Raw genomic sequence first — 18776 nt, forward strand, 5'->3', positions numbered from 1 at the left:
CACCATGACAACAAGATCACCAACAAAAAAGAATAACAAACTGTTGCCTGATGGTCCTGACTGGACGTTTGGATTATTAGAACGCTATCACGTTGAGATTAAGCGTGTCGCTGAGCACTATAAACTCGATACCTATCCCAACCAAATCGAAGTGATCACCTCAGAGCAAATGATGGATGCATACTCAAGTATTGGTATGCCTATCAACTATAACCACTGGTCATTTGGTAAAAAATTCATTCAAACTGAACAAGGTTACAAACACGGTCAAATGGGCTTAGCTTACGAGATCGTTATTAACTCTAATCCTTGTATTGCTTATTTGATGGAAGAAAACACCGTCACGATGCAAGCCTTGGTTATGGCGCACGCTTGCTACGGTCACAACTCCTTCTTTAAAGGCAATTACCTGTTTCAGACGTGGACGGATGCAGGTTCTATCATCGACTATCTATTGTTTGCTAAAAAATACATTACTGAATGCGAAGAAAAGTATGGGGTTAGTGAGGTCGAAGAACTATTGGATTCATGTCATGCGCTGATGAACTATGGTGTTGACCGCTATAAGCGCCCTGAGAAGATCTCGATTGCAGAAGAAAAAATGCGTCAGGAGGAGCGTGAAGCTTACTTGCAATCACAAGTCAATGATCTGTGGCGAACCGTACCAAAGTCGACCGAAAAAGAGCAGGATGAAAAGCTACGTTTTCCTAGTGAACCACAAGAAAACATTCTCTACTTTATTGAAAAACATGCGCCTTTACTTGAACCTTGGCAACGCGAAACCGTGCGTATTGTTCGTAAAATTAGCCAGTATTTCTATCCACAAAAGCAAACACAAGTGATGAACGAAGGCTGGGCAACCTTCTGGCACTACACCATCTTGAACCACCTTTACGATGAAGGGATTGTGACTGAACGATTTATACTGGAATTTCTCCACAGCCACACCAGTGTTGTTGCACAACCTGCGTATAACAGCCCGTATTTTAGCGGTATAAACCCTTATGCTCTTGGTTTTGCTATGTTCCGTGACATCCGCAGAATATGTGAAGAACCAACAGATGAAGATAAAGAGTGGTTTCCAGACTTGGCCGGCAGCGACTGGCTAGAAGCAGTCCACTTCGCAATGCACAATTTCAAAGATGAAAGCTTTATCAGCCAATATTTGTCACCCAAATTAATTCGTGATTTCAAACTGTTCTCCATCGTCGATGATGATAGAAAGAACTACATCGAAGTGAGCCATATTCACGATGACGCAGGCTATCGCTCAATTCGTGAAAAGCTCGCAGCACAGTATAACTTGAGCAATCTTGAGCCCAACATCCAAGTCTATAATGTTGATGTTCGTGGTGATCGCTCAATGACATTGCAATACGTACCACATGACCGCATCCCGCTCCATGAAGGTTACAATGAAGTACTCAAGCATTTGTATCGATTGTGGGGGTTTGATGTGATTTTAGAAGAAATTAAAGAATCGGGCAGACATGAAATCATTGGCACCTGCCCACAACGTAACCAATACGACTCCGGGATCTAAAGATACCCACAACTAGATAGCACCAATAATACTAGGTTCATCGCCTTTCCCCTTGGGTGATGAACCTAATTTTTTCGTGATAGACATTGATTATTTGTTGTCGCCATAGCGTTCAAGATAAAGCACAGTCGCTGCTGTGCGAGAGGGAACGCCGAGCTTCTTCAACAGACTTTTCATGTGCACCTTCACCGTTGATTCAGAAATAAACAAATTATCAGCAATCTGCTTATTACGTAATCCTTTGGCCACTTGACGCAATATCTGCATTTCTCGATCTGTCAGGGTATCAAACACATCATTTTGATTTGCACGATCAGCCAGGTACAAAGCTACCTCTTTACTGTATGCCTTGTCGCCTTGTAAGCTTTTTTTCAGTACGTCAATTAGCTCATCCGGCTCGGTATCTTTCAGTAAATAACCGTCAGCACCTGCTTTAACTAACGCGTCAATATCGGCAGCATTGTCAGATACGGTTAAGATCACAATACTCGCATCACAGTTATCCGCTCTAAGAGCATTCAGCGTATCAAGACCCGACATCCCTTTCATATTGAGGTCTAACAGAATCAGATCAGGCTCAACTTCGTGGTTCTTCGCCACGGCCTCTGCACCGGAAGACGCTTCTGCAATCACATTAAATTCATCTTCAAAGCTTAGAAGTTGGCTTAACCCTCGGCGCATCAATGGGTGGTCATCAACTAACATTACTCTACATTGTGTCAAAGTCTTCATCCTTTGTTCTTGGATATATTAATTCTATTTCACAGCCTTTTTGACTGGCTGTTTTGATAGTCAGTTGACCATTTAATCGGCTTGCTCGTTCGTGCATGATAGACAGACCATAATGATTCAATTTACCTTCTTGGCTTTCGATACCAACGCCATCATCAATAATTTTTATCACAACGTTACTCTGTTCTTCAGTACACAAAACCTCAATCTTAGTCGCGTCGGCATGTTTGATGGCGTTAATCGCCGCCTCTCGAATGAGCTGCAACAGATGCACTTGCTCATGAGCATCGAACTCAACTGAAGAGAGTTCATTTACCAAAATAATATTAGCTGTCGTCTGCTCTTGCAGTTGCCGCAACACTTCTTTAAGAGTTGAGCCAAAGTTGCCTTCCTTTATAGAAAGCCTAAAGGTGGTCAGCAGTTCACGCAACTGAGTATAAGCACCTGATAATGCAGAATCTAAATCAGTAACAATATGATTTGCTTTATCTAAATTGGGCGTTGTTTCGAGGGTTTTCATTACCCGTTTTAGTAATGATACTTGAATTTTCAAATAGGACAGAGACTGCGCTAACGAATCGTGCAATTCTCGCGCGATCGTCGCGCGCTCTTCCAACAAAAGCAGTTGCTCAGTTTTTCTCTGAGCTTGGTTGTAGTAGACCGCTCGCGATAAAATTCGAACAAAATTATCAATTAAATCTTGGTCTGGACAGGGCAAATCCCAATTCCAATACAACTGCCCAAGGTGTTCACCGTCAAGCGTTAACGGTTGGCTTGATAAGTATTGCTCACTCACTTCACCTTTGGTTAACACCAAGGGTTTTTCTGTGCTGTCACCTATTTCTAGTTTAACCGCACTCACTCCCTCAATACTGACAATATGGTTCAAGATGGCAGCAAAGTTATCGGGAGTGATGCGAGATGCGGTCAATTCACTGGAAGATTTATACAACACTTGTAGAGATTGATTCGCATGCTGCAGTTTGTGGGTCTTCTCATTGACCGCTTTCTCTAAGCCTCGGTAATGTTTACCTAACTCTTTAGCTGTATTGTTGAAGGTTCTTGTGAGAATACCCATCTCATTGTCGCTGACGACATTCAGTTCAACATCAAAAGAGTGGGACTGTATCTGCTGACTGGCAACAACAAGGGCTTTTAAAGGGTGTACAATTTCTCTACGTACAAACAACACCACAAATAGACTCGTGATCAAAATGCCGCCTAATCCCACAGCACCAATCCAAGCTAGCTCAACCAGCTTACGTTCAGAAAAGCCTTGTAACTTGAAAACAAATGCGTCGATTTGCGCAACAAAAGTGGGCACTAACACCAAATACTCGGAGCGTTGTTCACTTTCCAATACATTTCTCAGCTCATGCCATCGCATGATTAACTGGTAGTAATCCCAAGTAATGTCATCTGGAACGTTCCAGTTTTGTAACGCTTTCATCGAAGGCGAATAGATTGAACGTTCAAATAAGTAAATATGTGAAGAAAAGTCATGTGACTGCGATTGAATATCATGCGCGAGTCGGTAACTTTGCATGCGCATTGACCCTGCAACATTAAGTGCCTCCGCATCATTCAAACTTGATGCTAGTAGCACGAAGGCGTAACCAATCGTCGCCACGGAAAGTAACACAATCAAAGATAATGCCTTCGCTATCGTCCCAGTTACTGACTGTTTGATACTATTTAACAACCTTACCTCGAAAACAATATGGCGAGATTTCGCCTTTCTAGACTATTAATTAAGTAGCGCGTTACACAATATGTGATCAAAGCCATTTGAAATAGTTGATCTAAAACAATATCCATCGCTAATTACCCCCTTTGAGGTATTTATACAAATATTTCAAATCCTACAATTTATGTATTGATAAATGAAAGGTTGTTAATGGCAATGTCCCATTCAACCGCGGTTTGGACTCCAGCTGAATGGTTGATCTTTCAAGAAGACGACTTTTTACCCGTAAAACGGCAAGTGAAGATACGTTACGCCTGCCTTGGTTGAACACGCCTAAATTTTTCACTGATCTATGTACACAATGTGGCGAATGCCTCAAAGCCTGTGAGACACAAATTATTGTCAAAGGTGATGGTGGGTTCCCTCAAGTTGATTTCACCATCGATGAATGTACGTTTTGCTACCAATGTGCCGATGCTTGTCCTGAACCTCTATTTTTGTCAAAACAGGAAGCGCCATGGCAAGCAAAAGCCAGTATCAATGAACAATGTTTAGCACAACGCAACGTTGAATGCCGCTCTTGTAGTGAAATGTGTGAGAGCGTCGCCATCCAATTCCAATTGGAAGTGGGTCGGGTAGCACAACCAAAACTAGACACACAGCTGTGCAATGGATGCGGTGCTTGTGTGTCGGTATGCCCTACTTTGTCTATCAATGTGAGCAATTTCGTCGTTTAAGACGAATCTAAAAAAACGAGAGCAGATAATGCCACAAATTGAAGTTCATATATCGAGTTTGATTGTCCATGTCGTGCCAGAGCACATGGATGCCGTCAAAGCTCAGATCAGTCAAATCGACAATGCAGAAATTTATGGGGAAAGCCCTGAAGGCAAGCTTGTCGTCGTTCTTGAAACCCAGACTCATGGGTTTATCACTGATGTTATCGAAAAAATTACTAACTTTGCACATGTTGTCAGCACAGTGATGGTCTATCACCAAATCGAAACTGAGCTTGACGACTGTGAACAAAACACTGGAACACAACATTCCCAAGTAGAGGGTGAAGCATGAAAATGACAAGACGCGCGTTTGTTAAGGCAAACGCAGCTGCATCAGCGGCCGCAGTAGCAGGCATATCGCTCCCTGCAACCGCCACCAATCTGATTGCCAGCTCAGACCAAACAAAAATAACCTGGGACAAGGCTCCTTGTCGTTTCTGCGGTACTGGCTGTTCGGTACTAGTAGGCACACAAAATGGTAAAGTCGTAGCGACTCAAGGTGACCCTGAGTCACCTGTAAACAAGGGACTGAACTGTATTAAGGGCTACTTCTTATCCAAGATCATGTACGGGAACGACCGCCTAACCCAACCTCTACTTCGTATGAAAGATGGCAAATACGATAAAGACGGTGAATTTGCTCCTGTATCATGGGATGTCGCGTTTGACACCATGGCAGAGAAATGGAAAGCCTCTTTAGCGAAAAAAGGACCAACGAGCATCGGTATGTTTGGTTCTGGTCAGTGGACCGTAATGGAAGGTTATGCGGCATCAAAATTGATGAAGGCAGGCTTCCGCTCTAATAACATTGACCCAAATGCTCGTCACTGCATGGCATCAGCCGTTGTTGGTTTCATGCGTGCATTTGGTATTGATGAACCAATGGGTTGTTACGATGACTTTGAGCACGCAGATGCATTTGTACTGTGGGGCTCTAACATGGCTGAGATGCACCCTGTACTATGGACACGCATTGCTGACCGCCGTTTAAGTCACCCTCATGTCAAAGTTAATGTCCTGTCTACCTACTACCACCGCTCATTTGAACTTGCGGATGATGGTTACATTTTTAATCCTCAATCCGATCTTGCGATTGCAAACTTCATCGCTAACTACATCATTGAAAATGATGCGGTAAATTGGGATTTCGTTAACAAGCACACAAACTTCACTCAAACCGATATTGATATTGGCTACGGTTTGCGTGATGACAACCCGCTACAAGTTAAAGCGAAGAATCCAAACTCAGGCAAACAAACGCCTATTACGTTTGAAGAGTACAAAAAGTCTGTTGCACCTTACACCGTTGAGAAGGCATCAGAAATTTCCGGTGTTGATGAAGACAAGCTGATCAAACTCGCGAAACAATACGCGGATCCAAATACCAAAGTCATGTCACTTTGGACCATGGGCATGAACCAACATACTCGCGGCGTATGGATGAATGGCTTAGTTTATAACCTTCACCTACTAACTGGTAAAATTGCCACGCCAGGCAACAGCCCATTCTCACTAACGGGTCAGCCTTCTGCATGTGGTACCGCTCGTGAAGTGGGTACCTTTGCTCACCGTTTACCGGCAGATATGGTGGTTAAAAATCCAAAACACCGCAAAATTGCAGAAAAGATCTGGAACCTACCTGAAGGTACCATTCCACCAAAACCAGGGTTCCACGCCGTTTTACAAGATCGCATGCTAAACGATGGCGTACTGAACTGTTACTGGGTTCAATGTACAAACAACCTGCAAGCGGGTCCAAACATTAACGGCGAGCGCTTACCAGGTTACCGTAACCCAGAGAACTTTATTGTGGTATCTGACCCATACCCGACAGCGACAGCTCAAGCCGCTGACCTTGTTCTTCCAACCGCAATGTGGATTGAAAAAGAAGGCGCATACGGCAACGCAGAGCGACGCACACAAGCTTGGTACCAACAAGTTGAGACCGTCGGAGATGCGAAGTCTGACCTTTGGCAGCTTGTTGAGTTCTCTAAGCGCTTTAAAATCGAAGAAGTGTGGCCAGAAGAGCTGCTTGCCAAAGCACCTGAATTCCGCGGCAAAACCATGTACGACGTGTTATTCAAAAATGGTCAAGTTGACAAATTCCCGATCGAAGAAGCTCGTGAGCTGAACGATGACGCGCATCACTTTGGTTTCTACCTACAAAAAGGCTTGTTTGAAGAGTACGCAGAATTTGGTCGTGGACACGGACATGACTTAGCTCCGTACGATGTTTATCACCAAGTTCGTGGTTTACGTTGGCCAGTTGTCGATGGCAAAGAGACTCTGTGGCGCTTCAAAGAAGGCTCTGACCCTTATGCCAAAGCAGGTACTGGTTGGGACTTCTACGGCAACAAAGATGGCAAAGCAAAAATCATCTCAGCCCCATACGAAGCGCCACCAGAAGTGCCAAACGAAGAGTTCGATATGTGGCTTTGTACAGGGCGTGTACTTGAACACTGGCATACAGGCAGTATGACACGCCGCGTACCAGAGCTTTATAAAGCGGTACCAGATGCAGTGTGTTACATGCACCCAGATGACGCTAAAGCTCGTAACGTTCGCCGTGGTGAAGAAGTACTGATGGCAAACAAACGTGGTGAAGTACGTGTACGCATAGAAACTCGCGGACGTAACCGCCCACCACAAGGACTTGTGTTCGTGCCATTCTTTGACGCGCGCATTCTGATTAACAAGTTGATCCTCGATGCGACTGACCCACTTTCAAAGCAAACTGACTTTAAAAAGTGCCCAGTCAAGATCACCAAGATCGCTTAACTCATACGTAGGTCGTGCCCCGCACGACCTGATCAGAATTTAGCCTTGTTGGCGGAGAAGTTAAAATGAAAAAACTATTAATTGCGCTATTTGCGCTGGGTGCTGTACTGAGTGGTAGCGCACTAGCCGAACTCAATAACCCTGGTGGTAACGGTGGTCTAGAATCATTGCGTGGTGCAACTGAACTGGAAGATACACGCCCAGCAGATGATTTTAAGAAGTACCCAAAAGAGCAACCGCTTGAAAGTAGCTTTGTCTACCAGCCACCATTGATCCCACATAGTATTCGCAACTATGAAGTATCACTAAACGCGAACAAATGTTTGTCGTGCCATAGCTGGAAAAAAGCGAAAGAAGAAGGGGCGACAAAAATTAGTGTAACTCACTATGTTAACCGCGAAGACGCTGTTCTGGCGGATATGTCTCCACGACGTTACTTCTGCTTACAGTGTCACGTACCTCAAGCCGAGGCGACACCGCTAGTAGGAAATGATTTCGAACGTGTTCAATCGCTGAAATAGCCTACACAGACGATTAACGAGGTTAATATATGAAATTATTGAAAGCGTTTTGGAAGCGACTAACTCGCCCAAGTAAAGCAGCCGTTGGTATTGTGCTATTTATGGGCTTTTCTGGTGGTCTTCTATTCTGGGGCGCGTTTAACACCGGAATGGAGGCAACCAACACTGAAGAGTTTTGTTCGGGTTGTCACGCACCAATTGTTGCTGAAATCAAAGAGACTATTCACTACTCAAACCGCTCTGGTGTTCGTGCTATCTGTTCTGATTGTCACGTTCCACACGAATGGACTGATAAGATTATTCGTAAAGTTCAGGCTTCAAAGGAACTGTTTGCTCACTACGTAACAGGTACCATCGATACGCCTGAAAAGTTCCGAGAACGTCGTGGTCATCTTGCCGAACGAGAATGGGCAAGAATGAAAGGAAACGACTCCTTAGAGTGTCGTAACTGTCATGAATTCGACTATATGGATTTCTCACAGCAAGGTTCTCGAAGCGCAAAACAGCACTCTACAGCCCTTGCTAATGGGGAAAAAACTTGTGTTGATTGCCACAAAGGCATCGCCCACAAACTTCCAGATATGGAAGGTGTAGAAGGCTGGCAATAAGGAGCACAGTATGAGTACATTAGAATCTGTTATTTGGCACGTACTGGGTTATAGCGCGATGCCAGTGATCATTTTATCAGGCTTTGCGGTCGTTGCCGCCATTTGCGTCTGGATGCTATCAATGAGCAAAGACAAAGAGCTCGACGAATAGAACTGATAAAACAAAAAAGCCAGCCCATTTAAATGTGGCTGGCTTTTTTTATGTTCAAACCTGATTAGTGGTTAGCAAGAATAGCTCTTACCGCCTCTAAATCTTCTGGCGTATCGACCCCAGCCGCCGGCGCTTCTTTAGCAACAGCAACATGAATCTTTTCACCATACCAAAGCACTCGCAATTGCTCTAAACATTCAATCTTCTCTAGCGCACTTGCCTGCCAGTTGATGTATGTATTAATAAAACCCGCACGATATGCATAAATACCGATATGGCGCAGCAACGGCTGAGCAACGGTATTGTTGTTAGCGAAATTATCGCGGTCCCATGGGATCGTGGCACGACTAAAATACATGGCGTAGCCATCTTTATCGGTCAGAACCTTTACCGCATTGGGATTAAACACTTCCGCTTCATCTGTAATTTCTACGGCTAATGTAGCCATCGGTGCTTGGCTATTCGCTAAGTTATCCGCAACTTGAGCAATGATTGCTGGCGGGATTAATGGCTCATCCCCTTGTACATTGACGATGATATGATCATCAGCAATGCCCATTAATTTAACCACTTCAGCCAGACGTTCAGTACCTGACTCATGATCAGGGGATGTCATACAAACTTGTGCACCAAACGCTTTGGCCGCTTTTTCTACCCGCTCGTCATCCGTCGCGATAATGACATTATCAGCACCGGCTTGAATGGATTGTTCGTAGACCCACTGAATCATTGGCTTACCAGCGATATCAGCTAACGGCTTACCTGGCAAGCGTGTAGATTGATAACGAGCTGGAATAACAACCGTAAACGACATTATCTGCCCTCATCCATGCTCATAGTACGTGCTTCTGGCTCAAGCAGTACCGGAATACCTTCTTTAATCGGATAAGCAAGACGGTCTGCCTTACAAATCAACTCTTGGTTATCTTTGTCATAAGTCAGTTTGCTTTTGCATACTGGGCACGCAACGATTTCAAGCAGACGGTGATCCATAATGTTCCTTTGTTTGTTTAATTCGTTCTAAGATACGGTTCTCATCATGTTGTGAGAAGCTGGCAGAAACAGGCAAATACCACCAATTTTCCTCAGCGCACTCGGTACATTTAACCGCGTCTTTTTCTGTCATGATGAGATGTTTACCACGAGAAGCTAACTCTGCCAATTGTGATAATTGAAAATCTTGGTGGTCCGCAAACCCTTGGCAATGTACAGGCTCAGCGCCTAATTGCTTTAATGTATTGAAAAATCTTGGCGGGTGACCAATGCCAGCCATCGCAACCAACTGTTTCAGTTGACTGACAGGCATTTGCTCACGCGTTTTCAGGTTAACGGCTAAGCTCGGTTGTAGCGTCATTGCCGCTTCGTTCTCCTCAGCTTGACCACCATTGTTAATAATAAAATCGACTTCTTTTAAGCGCTCAAGCCCTTCACGCAGCGGTCCTAATGGGATCAATTGCTTATTACCAAAGCGACGCTTACCGTCGACCACGGCAAACTCAATATCGCGTTCTAATGCGTAATGCTGTAAACCATCATCTGTAATGATTATATCCACCCCTAATGGCAACAATGCTTGTACCGCTTTGGCTCGTACAGGGTCAACCGCAACTGGGGCTTTGGTCCGTTTATAAATCAGCTTTGGTTCATCACCACAATGGGAAGTTGACGTTAGATCATCGACTAATAGAGGGTAGCTCGGTGCCTTCGCGCCATAACCACGAGAGACAACACCCGGTGTGTACCCTAGCGATTGCAGTTTCTCTACCAGCCAGATCACTACGGGGGTCTTCCCATTGCCACCAGCCGTTATATTGCCAACGACAATTACAGGAACAGGGGCGCGATAAGCTTCTTTATTGCCCGTTTGGTAGCTTTGACGTCGTGAGCGGCTGATCATGCCAAACAGTTTACTCAGTGGCCACAAAAGTGGCCACAGCAAGTATTTGAAAGGATGGTTTTCAAACCAGATTTTTTCAATCACGGTTTAGCCGCCAAATTGAATTCGATGCAGTTGAGAGTATGCACCGTCTGGAATGGCAATTAGCTCTTGGTGGCTACCACGCTCAATGATTTCACCTTCATCAACCACTAGGATTTGATCGGCTTTTTCAATGGTGGATAGGCGGTGCGCAATTACAAGCACAGTTTTGTCTTTTTGCAGTTCATCTAACGCGGCTTGAATCGCTTTCTCTGATTCAGTATCCAGTGCTGATGTCGCTTCATCCAAAATCAATACGGGTGCGTCACGTAACAATGCACGAGCAATGGCGATACGTTGGCGTTGACCGCCAGACAAGCTTGCGCCATTTTCACCAATCACCGTATCCAAACCGTCATCCATCTTGTCGATAAAGTCCATTGCATGGGCAAGTCGAGCGGCGTGCTCAATTTGTTCACGGCTGTACTCTTCAGTCGCGGCATAAGCAATATTGTTCGCGATGGTATCGTTAAATAAGTGCACGTTCTGCGATACTAGCGCAAAGTGACTACGAAGATTTGATAGCTTGTAATCACGCACATCATGTTCATCTAGGCTGATCGAGCCAGAATCAACATCATAGAAACGGGTAAACAAGTTCGCAATGGTACTTTTACCAGAGCCTGAACGCCCAACCAATGCCAAGGTTTTGCCTTGTGGGATGGTAAACGAAACATTGGATAGTGCTGGCTTTTCTTTGCCTTGGTAGGTGAATGTCACATCCTTCACTTCAACAACACCACGAGCGTTATCACATTCAAACTTACCGTTATCTTGCTCTGTTTCGAGATCCATCAAAGCAAACAGTGTCTGGCTAGCCGCCATACCACGTTGGAAATCAGATGTTACGTTGGTTAGTGCTTTTAGTGGACGCATCAAACCAAACATGGCAGAGAACACAACCGTAAATGTACCTGGAGTCAATGTTTCACGGATAGAATCCACACTAGCAAGGAACAGTACCGTCACCAATGCCACTGAAGCAATAAGCTGAATGACTGGGTTGGCAATTGCCTGCGCACCGACTAACTTCATTGATTGTTGGCGCATTTTGTTGCTCACAACATCAAAGCGTCCACGCTCAACGTCTTGACCACCGTAGCTTAATACCACTTTGTGACCTTTGAGCATCTGCTCTGCGGATGAAGTAACGTGCCCCATCGCCTCTTGCATGTTCTTTGATACTTTTCTAAAGCGCTTAGAAACAAAGCCTATCGCCCACGCCACGATTGGCGCAACCACGATCAATACAAGCGATAACTCCCAACTGTTCCAGAACATCAAGGTCAGTAAGCCAATAATACTTGCCCCTTCACGAACAATACTCACTAACGCTCGGCTGGTTGCCCCCGCAACCTGCTCTGAATCATAAGTAATACGCGAGAGTAAACCACCGGTAGATTCTTTATCAAAATAAGCGACTGGCATATGCATAAATTGATTAAATATGCTGCGGCGCATTTCCATCACCACATTGCCCGAAACCCAGCTTAAACAGTAAGTTGAAACAAACCCACTCAAGCCGCGCACTATCATCATACCAAAGATAATAAGCGGCAAAATACGTAGGAAGTTAGACTCAGCGTTACCAAAACCCTCATCAAGAAGAGGTTTTAGTAAAGAGACCATGTAGGTATCCGCGACAGCATTAATAACAAGTGCGACAACTGCCGCAGCCAAACCTAACTTGTATAAACGAATATACGCCCATAAACGTTGAAAGGTTTGCCAGGTAGTTTCATCTTGATCAAGAGACATAGAATTGCTTTATTCTTTTTTACAATATTCTTTCTATTCTACTCGCTTACGCAGCGTCTGCCTATACCAAGCCTGCCCTTTCCCTCGCCGCATCGAAGCAATACTTAACTTTCGTTGTTTAAATATCAAACTGCTCTGCCCCTCTTGCCCAGTTTCTAACCATTGCGCACCTTGCTCAATATAACGCTGTTTTACCGCAGGGTTGGGTAACGCCCAGCGCCCTTGAAAAGCCGTAGAAGCAATGGCAATGTTGGCATCTACAGCATCAACAAAACGAGGTAAGGAAGAGCTTTTACTGCCATGGTGTGGCACTAACACCACATTGGATTTAAGTTGTTCAGCTTCTCGCACCAGTATCCACTCCGCTACCGCTTCAACATCACCAGTGAGCAAAACACTGTGTTTGCTACTGTCGACTATTCGGACCACGCAAGAATGTGGGTTATAGGCTCGAGAAACGAGACTTGGCGGCCAAATAACTTCAAATGTCAGTTGTTGCCAACGCCAGTGTTCACCTTTAGTACAAGCTACATACGACGGATTATTATTTGCTAAAGATTGGCTAGAAACCACAGTCGCCAACGGCCAATGCTTCAACAGTTCAGGCAACCCACCGGCATGGTCGTTATCAAAATGACTAATGATTATCGTGTCCAAAAACAATCCTCTCGAATACAAGTACGGCACTATAACGTGTTGGGCGTAACTCCCCTTTTCCCACGAGGCACCTGTATCATAGACAATGGCTTTGCCATTTTTTTCTACGACAACCGCCAGACCGTGCCCAACATCTAACACATCGAGCCGCCAATCAAAATCATCTCGACGGAAAAGAAATGCCAGCACAGCAAACAGAGATACAGCGGTGAATAGACGAGGTTCGATAAGCGGGCGTAGTAAACACCAAGCAATCGCAAATGCCACTATTGATGACACCCCCATCGATACCGGTAACCAAGCCAACTGACTGATGTTTATCGCACTACTAACGGGCAATAAACTTAAGTCAGCCAAGTAATAGAGCGGAGCTGCGAGTTGAGGAAGGACCGACGCCAATGCGGTCGTAGCTAACAATAAGGGGATAACACAGAAACTAAACCAAGGAACAAACAGCACATTGTAAATGAACGTCCCAACACCGAAACCGTGAAACAGTAATGCAATCACGGGGCTCATCAAAGTGACTAAGCCAATTTGAAGCAAGAACGCCTTTTTGAGTTTCGACCCTAGCCCCGAAAGCAGCGACAGAATGAAAAATAGAATGGCAACGGCGTACACTGATAACCAAAAACTATCTGAATACACCGCAAAAGGATCATAAATGAGCAAACCCGCTAGCATCAACAACCATTTAAAACGGTAACTGGTATTAATGCGTGTGAATTGAAAACTGACAAAAATAAGCAGAAGAATTAATGCTCGTTGAGTGGGCAGAGAAAACCCTGACAACCAAGCATAAGTACAAGCGCAGAGCATGGCGATAGCAGTCGGCACCCACACTTGCATGATACCTAGCCGAAATAGTTGAAAACCCAATAGCCAACCAAAACCAAAGGCGATGCCAATATGCAAACCAGAAATCGCTACTAAATGGCTTAGACCACTTTGTTGCAACTGAGTCCATTGTTCTTTGTGAATGTAACTGCGCTCACCAAAAGTTAACGCGATGATTAAGCCTTGATGCGCGAGTTTTTGCGTTAATTGAAGTGTTCTCGAAAATAATATTTGCCGCCAAGAGCTGCGATTTTGCACAATGAATGAGCTGTTATGCTTCATCGCGACCAGCCCAACAACCCGTTGGCTAATTGCATATTTTTCCTTATCAAACCCTACTTCATTCAAGGTGCCAATTATCGGCTTGAGCTTAACCTGTGCGGTGATCCTATCCCCCAACTCAAGTTGTTGAGGAGCGGTGAGATATACCCTTGGGCGTGAAAAATAACCTATTTCGTTACCATTAATTGATCTAATCACTGCTACCCCTTGAAAGCCGTGATTTATTGGTTTAAAAAGGCTGTCAACGTCGGCATTTATGATAAGATCCGAACCGGCATTGAACAGGGTGTTCGTCTGATGGCGCAAAAGATTGCCGCTCGCTATCACAATAAAAAGCGCAGCGATAAACCCACAGCCCCATCTCAGCCATCTAAACTTAAAGCAAAGCAAGAGCCAAACTAGGCATGGAACTGACCAAAACCACTTCGGCAGGTGTAACCAATGGGGAGTGGTTATGATGAGTATTGCGAACGACGACAACGTCCAATAATTAACAAAGAGAGTCATATTCCCTTATGCCAAGAAAATTCATAAAACGCTTTATGCCTGACCACGAAGTAATAAAACGTCAGAAGGCATTAAAGGTTTTTGGCAACGTGCTTTATAACCCAAACCTATGGTGTCTTAATCGACGCTCAGCCGCTGGTGCTTTTGCGGTAGGTTTATTCATGGCCTTTGTTCCGTTACCAAGTCAAATGATAATGTCGGCAGGGCTTGCCATCCTATGTGGTGTCAACTTGCCGCTTTCTGTTGCGTTAGTATGGGTTAGTAACCCCATAACTATGCCCGTGTTGTTTTACTTTGCGTATAAGATTGGCGCTTGGGTGATGCATGTTCCACCACAGCCATTTCACTTTGAGCTGTCTTGGGACTTTATCCTTCATCAAATGAGTACTATTGGTCCTCCGTTCCTGCTCGGCTGCATGATTTGTGGTGTTACCTCTGCAATGGCAGGCTATTTCGGTATTAAAGGACTATGGCGCTACTCTGTCGTACGCAGTTGGCAAAAACGTCGTTCACGATAATATGCCTTGGGTCGACTATCCAATGGCGAAGGTCAAGATGGTCTCTCACTCGGACAACCGAGTAAAAACCATGATGTACAAGTATGAAAAAAGGACCGATTGGTCCTTTTTTTATTTGTTTAACTCGTCACTCTCGAAATCATTTCGAACTGAGCACTGCGGCAGGGTTGAGTTGGCTTGCTCTTGACGCGGGATACCAAGTTGCCAACAGACTTAATATAATCGCGGTAGAAGAGACTAGTACCACATCCCCCACCAATACCTGTGATGGTAGAAAATCAACAAAGTAAATATCACCCGACAAAAACTGATGACCAAGCAGAGACTCTAATCCTTTGATCAGACTAGTTAGATTGAGTGCCACCAACACGCCCACAATACTGCCAACCACACTGCCTAACACGCCGGAGAAAACACCTTGCCAGACAAAAATTCGCTTAACTAAACCATCAGTTGCACCCATGGTTCGTAAAATTGCGATTTCTGCTGCGCGATCTTTTACTGCCATCATTAGCGTCGAAACAATATTAAAGCTCGCGACACCAATCACTAACACCATCACCAAATACATGATAGTGCGGACCATCTGGATATCTCGATACAAAAAGCCATACTTCTGCTGCCAACTGCGTAGGTAAACATACTCATTAAGTGTATTACCCGCTTCTCGCACTATCTGACGCGCATCTAACACATCAGTCACGCGCACAGATACGCCCGTCACACCTTCACCTAGCTTGGCATAAGCTTGTGCATCTTGTAGTGGCACTAAAGCAAGGCTGTGATCGATTTGCCCATTAAGTTTTAGCAGCCCCGCAATGCGTACACGCACACGCTTTGGTGTTTGTACTTGGCTCGAGCTCCCGGTTGATGGGATCATCAGCGTTACGTAGTCTCCTTGCTTGGCATTGAGTAAATCAGCAATACCTTGCCCCAGAATGACTTGTTTTTCGCCGGCGCGGAAATTTTGCCAACTTTCGCTATCAATAAACTGGCTTAAGTTAGATACCAAGGCTTCTTTACTCGGGTCAATACCACGTACTTCTATCGCTTTCAGGTGTTGCCCACGCTCAGCCAACGCTGTCAACTTCACATAGGGCGCGGCTGCTTCAATTTTTGGGTGCTTTTCAACTTGGTCAATGACTTGTTGCCATTGTTGAATAGGTGCTTTTACCCCTTCAAACTCACCATGAGCAATCACAGATAACACGCGGTCCTTCAGCTCTCGCTCAAAACCATTCATTGCCGACAAGCCAATAATGATCACCGCTACACCAACCGCAATTCCGATGGTTGATGAAAGCGAGATAAATGACACCATTTTGTTGCGCTGTTTCGCGCGGCTAAATCGTCGACCAATGAAGAGAGAAAGTGATGAAAACACTAAGCTTCCTCCACATCAACCAGCAAACCATCTTGCATATGCAGTTGGCGATCCATCTTACCCGCAAGCTCACCATCATGAGTTACCACCAAAAATGCGGTACCTGATTCACGATTTAGTTCACGCATCAAATCGTATATCGCCAATGCGGTTTTATGATCAAGGTTACCGGTTGGTTCATCAGCTAACACTAAGTCAGGGCTATTCACCAATGCTCGGGCAATCGCGACACGTTGGCGCTCACCACCCGACAATTCAGAAGGTCGATGTTCAATACGGTGAGAAAGCCCCACTTTGTCCAACAAGGCTTGCGCTTTTTGCTTCGCTTCACTCACTTTCATGCCACCAATGAGCAGTGGCATTGCCACGTTCTCCAGCGCTGTGAAATCGGCCAGCAGGTGATGAAACTGATAAATGAACCCTAAATGGCGATTACGCAGTTTGGCTTGTTTGTTCGAGCTTAACTTCGATAGATCTTGCCCTAAAAACGTGACTTGGCCTGAGCTTGCATCATCCAGCGCACCAAGCACATGTAAAAGCGTACTTTTACCGGAACCCGACGTACCAATAATTGACGCTAATTCTCCACGCTTTAGTTCAAAGCTGACGCCTTTTAATACTTGAGTCTCCAGTGCGCCTTCATGGTAGATTTTGGTCACGTCACGACACTGTAGTAAATCACTCATATCTTAATGCCTCAGCAGGTTTTACAGATGATGCTCGGTAGGAAGGAAACAGGGTTGCAAGTAGGCTGAGCACCACCGCTAAAGTTACTACAACCATAATTTGAACTGGGTTAATCACAACTGGCAGTGAGCCGCCCATAGAGAACAAGGCAATACCGGCACTTTCCATCAAACTGTTGAGATTACTGGCAAGCAACACACCCAATACGCCGCCAATACAAGCACCGACAACACCACTACTGGCACCTTGCACCATAAAGATGGTCATCACCTGTCTATCTGTCATGCCTTGGGTTTTGAGAATCGCCACTTCAGATTGCTTCTCCATCACCACCATAATGAGCGCGGAGATAATATTGAAAGCAGCGACGCCAACAATCAGCCCCAACATTAAACCCATCATGTTTTTTTCCATACGAACCGCTTGGAAAAGCTCACCGCGTTGATCACGCCAGTCTTGCCATTGCCAGCCTTCCGGCAGTGGTTGTTGGCTCATCTCACCGACAACAAATGGGTCATTGAAAAACAGACGCCATCCCGTCATGGTCTGTTTGTTAAAACGTAATAAGCGCGCAGCATCATCAATGTGAGTCAACATTAACTGGCCATCAACATCAGATCCCGTATTGTAAATACCTCCAACGGTAAAAATACGTTGGCTGGGAATACGACCTAACGGCGTAAATTGGCTAGCACTGGTGACCATTAAGCGAACCTTATCACCAGGACCAATATCCATTGAACGCGCTAAAGCGCTACCAACAAACACCTGATAAGAACCCGATTTCAGATTGGAGAGACGACCAGCAATCACATGTTGCTCAATTGGGTCATGTTCATTAGGTTCAATGCCAATCAGTAGACCTGCGCTTAATTGTTTCGCGCTTTGGATCACCGCTTCACTTTGCACAATCGGCTCAGGATGAGCAGCCGTCGACATCGCTTGAATAAATTCAGGCGCTTGTTCTGCTCGCGGGGTCTTACCATCATGTTGGGAAACAATCGCTTGAGGAAGGACACCGAGAATACGTCCTTTTAATTGCCCTTCGAAACCATTCATAACCGAAAGTACGGTAATTAATGACATCACACCTATCGTGATACCTGCGGTGGACATATAAGAAACGAATCGGCTAAACCTGTCACCGGAGCGTCCTCTAAGGTAACGCAACCCGATATAGGTCGACACTGGATGAAACATAAATAAAACCAAAACCTATCAATGGCGAATACTGTAACGGTAAATTTAAGAGGCTGATAGCCCTAAATTGCCATTTCGCGGTTAAAATGAGTAATTAAGTCAGCCATTAACAATGACATACCTTGATTAGTTGGTGTGTATGACGATAATCAGAACATCAATAGAAGGA

18 protein-coding genes are annotated in these 18776 nt (G+C 44.9%); 8 read left to right on the forward strand and 10 right to left on the reverse strand.

Going from position 1 to position 18776, the window contains the following annotated elements:
* Window positions 1–4 precede the first annotated feature (4 nt).
* Complete coding sequence (locus H2O73_RS05055) at window positions 5–1543, forward strand: SpoVR family protein (protein WP_182107261.1); 1539 nt, start codon at window positions 5–7, stop codon at window positions 1541–1543.
* 90 nt (window positions 1544–1633) lie between these two features.
* Here the strand turns inward: H2O73_RS05055 and H2O73_RS05060 are convergent, their stop codons facing one another.
* Both H2O73_RS05060 and narQ read right to left on the reverse strand, forming a co-directional pair.
* A complete protein-coding gene (locus tag H2O73_RS05060) occupies window positions 1634–2266 on the reverse strand; it encodes a response regulator (protein ID WP_182107263.1) in 633 nt (210 codons plus the stop codon).
* Complete coding sequence (gene narQ, locus H2O73_RS05065) at window positions 2253–3977, reverse strand: nitrate/nitrite two-component system sensor histidine kinase NarQ (RefSeq protein ID WP_182107265.1); 1725 nt, start codon at window positions 3975–3977, stop codon at window positions 2253–2255. The genes H2O73_RS05060 and narQ overlap by 14 nt, the downstream gene beginning before the upstream one ends.
* 236 nt (window positions 3978–4213) lie before the next feature.
* Here narQ and napF point away from each other — a divergent pair, with 236 nt between their 5' ends.
* From napF to H2O73_RS05095, 6 genes are all read left to right on the forward strand, one after another.
* Window positions 4214–4699, forward strand: coding sequence for a ferredoxin-type protein NapF (gene napF / locus H2O73_RS05070; protein ID WP_182107267.1), 486 nt, complete (start codon window positions 4214–4216; stop codon window positions 4697–4699).
* A gap of 28 nt (window positions 4700–4727) precedes the next feature.
* Window positions 4728–5033: a chaperone NapD gene (locus tag H2O73_RS05075; RefSeq protein ID WP_182107269.1), complete on the forward strand. Its 306-nt coding sequence runs from the start codon at window positions 4728–4730 to the stop codon at window positions 5031–5033.
* Window positions 5030–7519 carry a periplasmic nitrate reductase subunit alpha gene (gene napA, locus H2O73_RS05080; protein ID WP_182107271.1) on the forward strand — a complete coding sequence of 830 codons (2490 nt, stop codon included), beginning with the start codon at window positions 5030–5032 and terminating at the stop codon, window positions 7517–7519. Before H2O73_RS05075 ends, napA begins: the two co-directional genes overlap by 4 nt.
* Before the next feature lie 65 nt (window positions 7520–7584).
* Window positions 7585–8040 (forward strand): nitrate reductase cytochrome c-type subunit, encoded by a 456-nt coding sequence (locus H2O73_RS05085; protein ID WP_182107273.1) that lies wholly within the window; start codon window positions 7585–7587, stop codon window positions 8038–8040.
* 29 nt (window positions 8041–8069) lie between these two features.
* Window positions 8070–8648 carry a NapC/NirT family cytochrome c gene (locus H2O73_RS05090; protein ID WP_182107275.1) on the forward strand — a complete coding sequence of 193 codons (579 nt, stop codon included), beginning with the start codon at window positions 8070–8072 and terminating at the stop codon, window positions 8646–8648.
* Between the two features lie 10 nt (window positions 8649–8658).
* Window positions 8659–8799, forward strand: coding sequence for a TIGR02808 family protein (locus H2O73_RS05095; RefSeq protein WP_182107277.1), 141 nt, complete (start codon window positions 8659–8661; stop codon window positions 8797–8799).
* A 64-nt stretch (window positions 8800–8863) separates the two neighbouring features.
* On the opposite strand, the gene kdsB is transcribed toward H2O73_RS05095, so the two are convergent.
* From kdsB to H2O73_RS05120, 5 genes are read right to left on the reverse strand one after another with little or no spacing between them, the layout of a single operon-like run.
* The gene (gene kdsB, locus H2O73_RS05100; RefSeq protein WP_182107279.1) at window positions 8864–9613 is read right to left on the reverse strand and encodes a 3-deoxy-manno-octulosonate cytidylyltransferase; all 750 of its coding nucleotides are present in this window, start codon (window positions 9611–9613) and stop codon (window positions 8864–8866) included.
* Window positions 9613–9792 carry a Trm112 family protein gene (locus H2O73_RS05105; RefSeq protein WP_182107281.1) on the reverse strand — a complete coding sequence of 60 codons (180 nt, stop codon included), beginning with the start codon at window positions 9790–9792 and terminating at the stop codon, window positions 9613–9615. Before H2O73_RS05105 ends, kdsB begins: the two co-directional genes overlap by 1 nt.
* Window positions 9773–10780 carry a tetraacyldisaccharide 4'-kinase gene (gene lpxK, locus H2O73_RS05110; RefSeq protein ID WP_182107283.1) on the reverse strand — a complete coding sequence of 336 codons (1008 nt, stop codon included), beginning with the start codon at window positions 10778–10780 and terminating at the stop codon, window positions 9773–9775. Before lpxK ends, H2O73_RS05105 begins: the two co-directional genes overlap by 20 nt.
* A gap of 3 nt (window positions 10781–10783) precedes the next feature.
* Window positions 10784–12535, reverse strand: a complete 1752-nt coding sequence (msbA, locus tag H2O73_RS05115) for a lipid A ABC transporter ATP-binding protein/permease MsbA (RefSeq protein ID WP_182107285.1) — start codon at window positions 12533–12535, stop codon at window positions 10784–10786.
* A gap of 33 nt (window positions 12536–12568) precedes the next feature.
* Window positions 12569–14818 (reverse strand): DNA internalization-related competence protein ComEC/Rec2, encoded by a 2250-nt coding sequence (locus H2O73_RS05120; RefSeq protein WP_182107286.1) that lies wholly within the window; start codon window positions 14816–14818, stop codon window positions 12569–12571.
* Window positions 14819–14826: 8 nt separating this feature from the next.
* Here H2O73_RS05120 and H2O73_RS05125 point away from each other — a divergent pair, with 8 nt between their 5' ends.
* Window positions 14827–15336 carry a DUF2062 domain-containing protein gene (locus H2O73_RS05125; RefSeq protein WP_182107288.1) on the forward strand — a complete coding sequence of 170 codons (510 nt, stop codon included), beginning with the start codon at window positions 14827–14829 and terminating at the stop codon, window positions 15334–15336.
* Window positions 15337–15475: 139 nt separating this feature from the next.
* Here H2O73_RS05125 and lolE read toward each other — a convergent pair whose 3' ends face one another.
* From lolE to lolC, 3 genes are read right to left on the reverse strand one after another with little or no spacing between them, the layout of a single operon-like run.
* A complete protein-coding gene (lolE, locus tag H2O73_RS05130; protein WP_182107290.1) occupies window positions 15476–16720 on the reverse strand; it encodes a lipoprotein-releasing ABC transporter permease subunit LolE in 1245 nt (414 codons plus the stop codon).
* Window positions 16720–17406 carry a lipoprotein-releasing ABC transporter ATP-binding protein LolD gene (lolD, locus tag H2O73_RS05135; protein WP_182107292.1) on the reverse strand — a complete coding sequence of 229 codons (687 nt, stop codon included), beginning with the start codon at window positions 17404–17406 and terminating at the stop codon, window positions 16720–16722. Before lolD ends, lolE begins: the two co-directional genes overlap by 1 nt.
* A complete protein-coding gene (gene lolC, locus H2O73_RS05140; RefSeq protein WP_182107294.1) occupies window positions 17399–18607 on the reverse strand; it encodes a lipoprotein-releasing ABC transporter permease subunit LolC in 1209 nt (402 codons plus the stop codon). The genes lolD and lolC overlap by 8 nt, the downstream gene beginning before the upstream one ends.
* Window positions 18608–18776 lie beyond the last annotated feature (169 nt).

Source organism: Vibrio marinisediminis, from assembly GCF_014050145.1.
GTDB classification, from domain to species: Bacteria; Pseudomonadota; Gammaproteobacteria; order Enterobacterales; family Vibrionaceae; genus Vibrio; species Vibrio marinisediminis.

Excerpts from the sequence above, each read along its gene's own strand:
- H2O73_RS05055 (WP_182107261.1), top strand. The coding sequence starts at position 5 with ATGACAACAAGATCACCAACAAAAAAGAATAACAAACTGTTGCCTGAT.
- napF (WP_182107267.1), top strand. The coding sequence starts at position 4,214 with ATGGTTGATCTTTCAAGAAGACGACTTTTTACCCGTAAAACGGCAAGT.
- H2O73_RS05075 (WP_182107269.1), top strand. The coding sequence starts at position 4,728 with ATGCCACAAATTGAAGTTCATATATCGAGTTTGATTGTCCATGTCGTG.
- napA (WP_182107271.1), top strand. The coding sequence starts at position 5,030 with ATGAAAATGACAAGACGCGCGTTTGTTAAGGCAAACGCAGCTGCATCA.
- H2O73_RS05085 (WP_182107273.1), top strand. The coding sequence starts at position 7,585 with ATGAAAAAACTATTAATTGCGCTATTTGCGCTGGGTGCTGTACTGAGT.
- H2O73_RS05090 (WP_182107275.1), top strand. The coding sequence starts at position 8,070 with ATGAAATTATTGAAAGCGTTTTGGAAGCGACTAACTCGCCCAAGTAAA.
- H2O73_RS05095 (WP_182107277.1), top strand. The coding sequence starts at position 8,659 with ATGAGTACATTAGAATCTGTTATTTGGCACGTACTGGGTTATAGCGCG.
- kdsB (WP_182107279.1), bottom strand. The coding sequence starts at position 9,613 with ATGTCGTTTACGGTTGTTATTCCAGCTCGTTATCAATCTACACGCTTG.
- H2O73_RS05105 (WP_182107281.1), bottom strand. The coding sequence starts at position 9,792 with ATGGATCACCGTCTGCTTGAAATCGTTGCGTGCCCAGTATGCAAAAGC.
- msbA (WP_182107285.1), bottom strand. The coding sequence starts at position 12,535 with ATGTCTCTTGATCAAGATGAAACTACCTGGCAAACCTTTCAACGTTTA.
- H2O73_RS05120 (WP_182107286.1), bottom strand. The coding sequence starts at position 14,818 with ATGACTCTCTTTGTTAATTATTGGACGTTGTCGTCGTTCGCAATACTC.
- H2O73_RS05125 (WP_182107288.1), top strand. The coding sequence starts at position 14,827 with ATGCCAAGAAAATTCATAAAACGCTTTATGCCTGACCACGAAGTAATA.
- lolD (WP_182107292.1), bottom strand. The coding sequence starts at position 17,406 with ATGAGTGATTTACTACAGTGTCGTGACGTGACCAAAATCTACCATGAA.
- lolC (WP_182107294.1), bottom strand. The coding sequence starts at position 18,607 with ATGTTTCATCCAGTGTCGACCTATATCGGGTTGCGTTACCTTAGAGGA.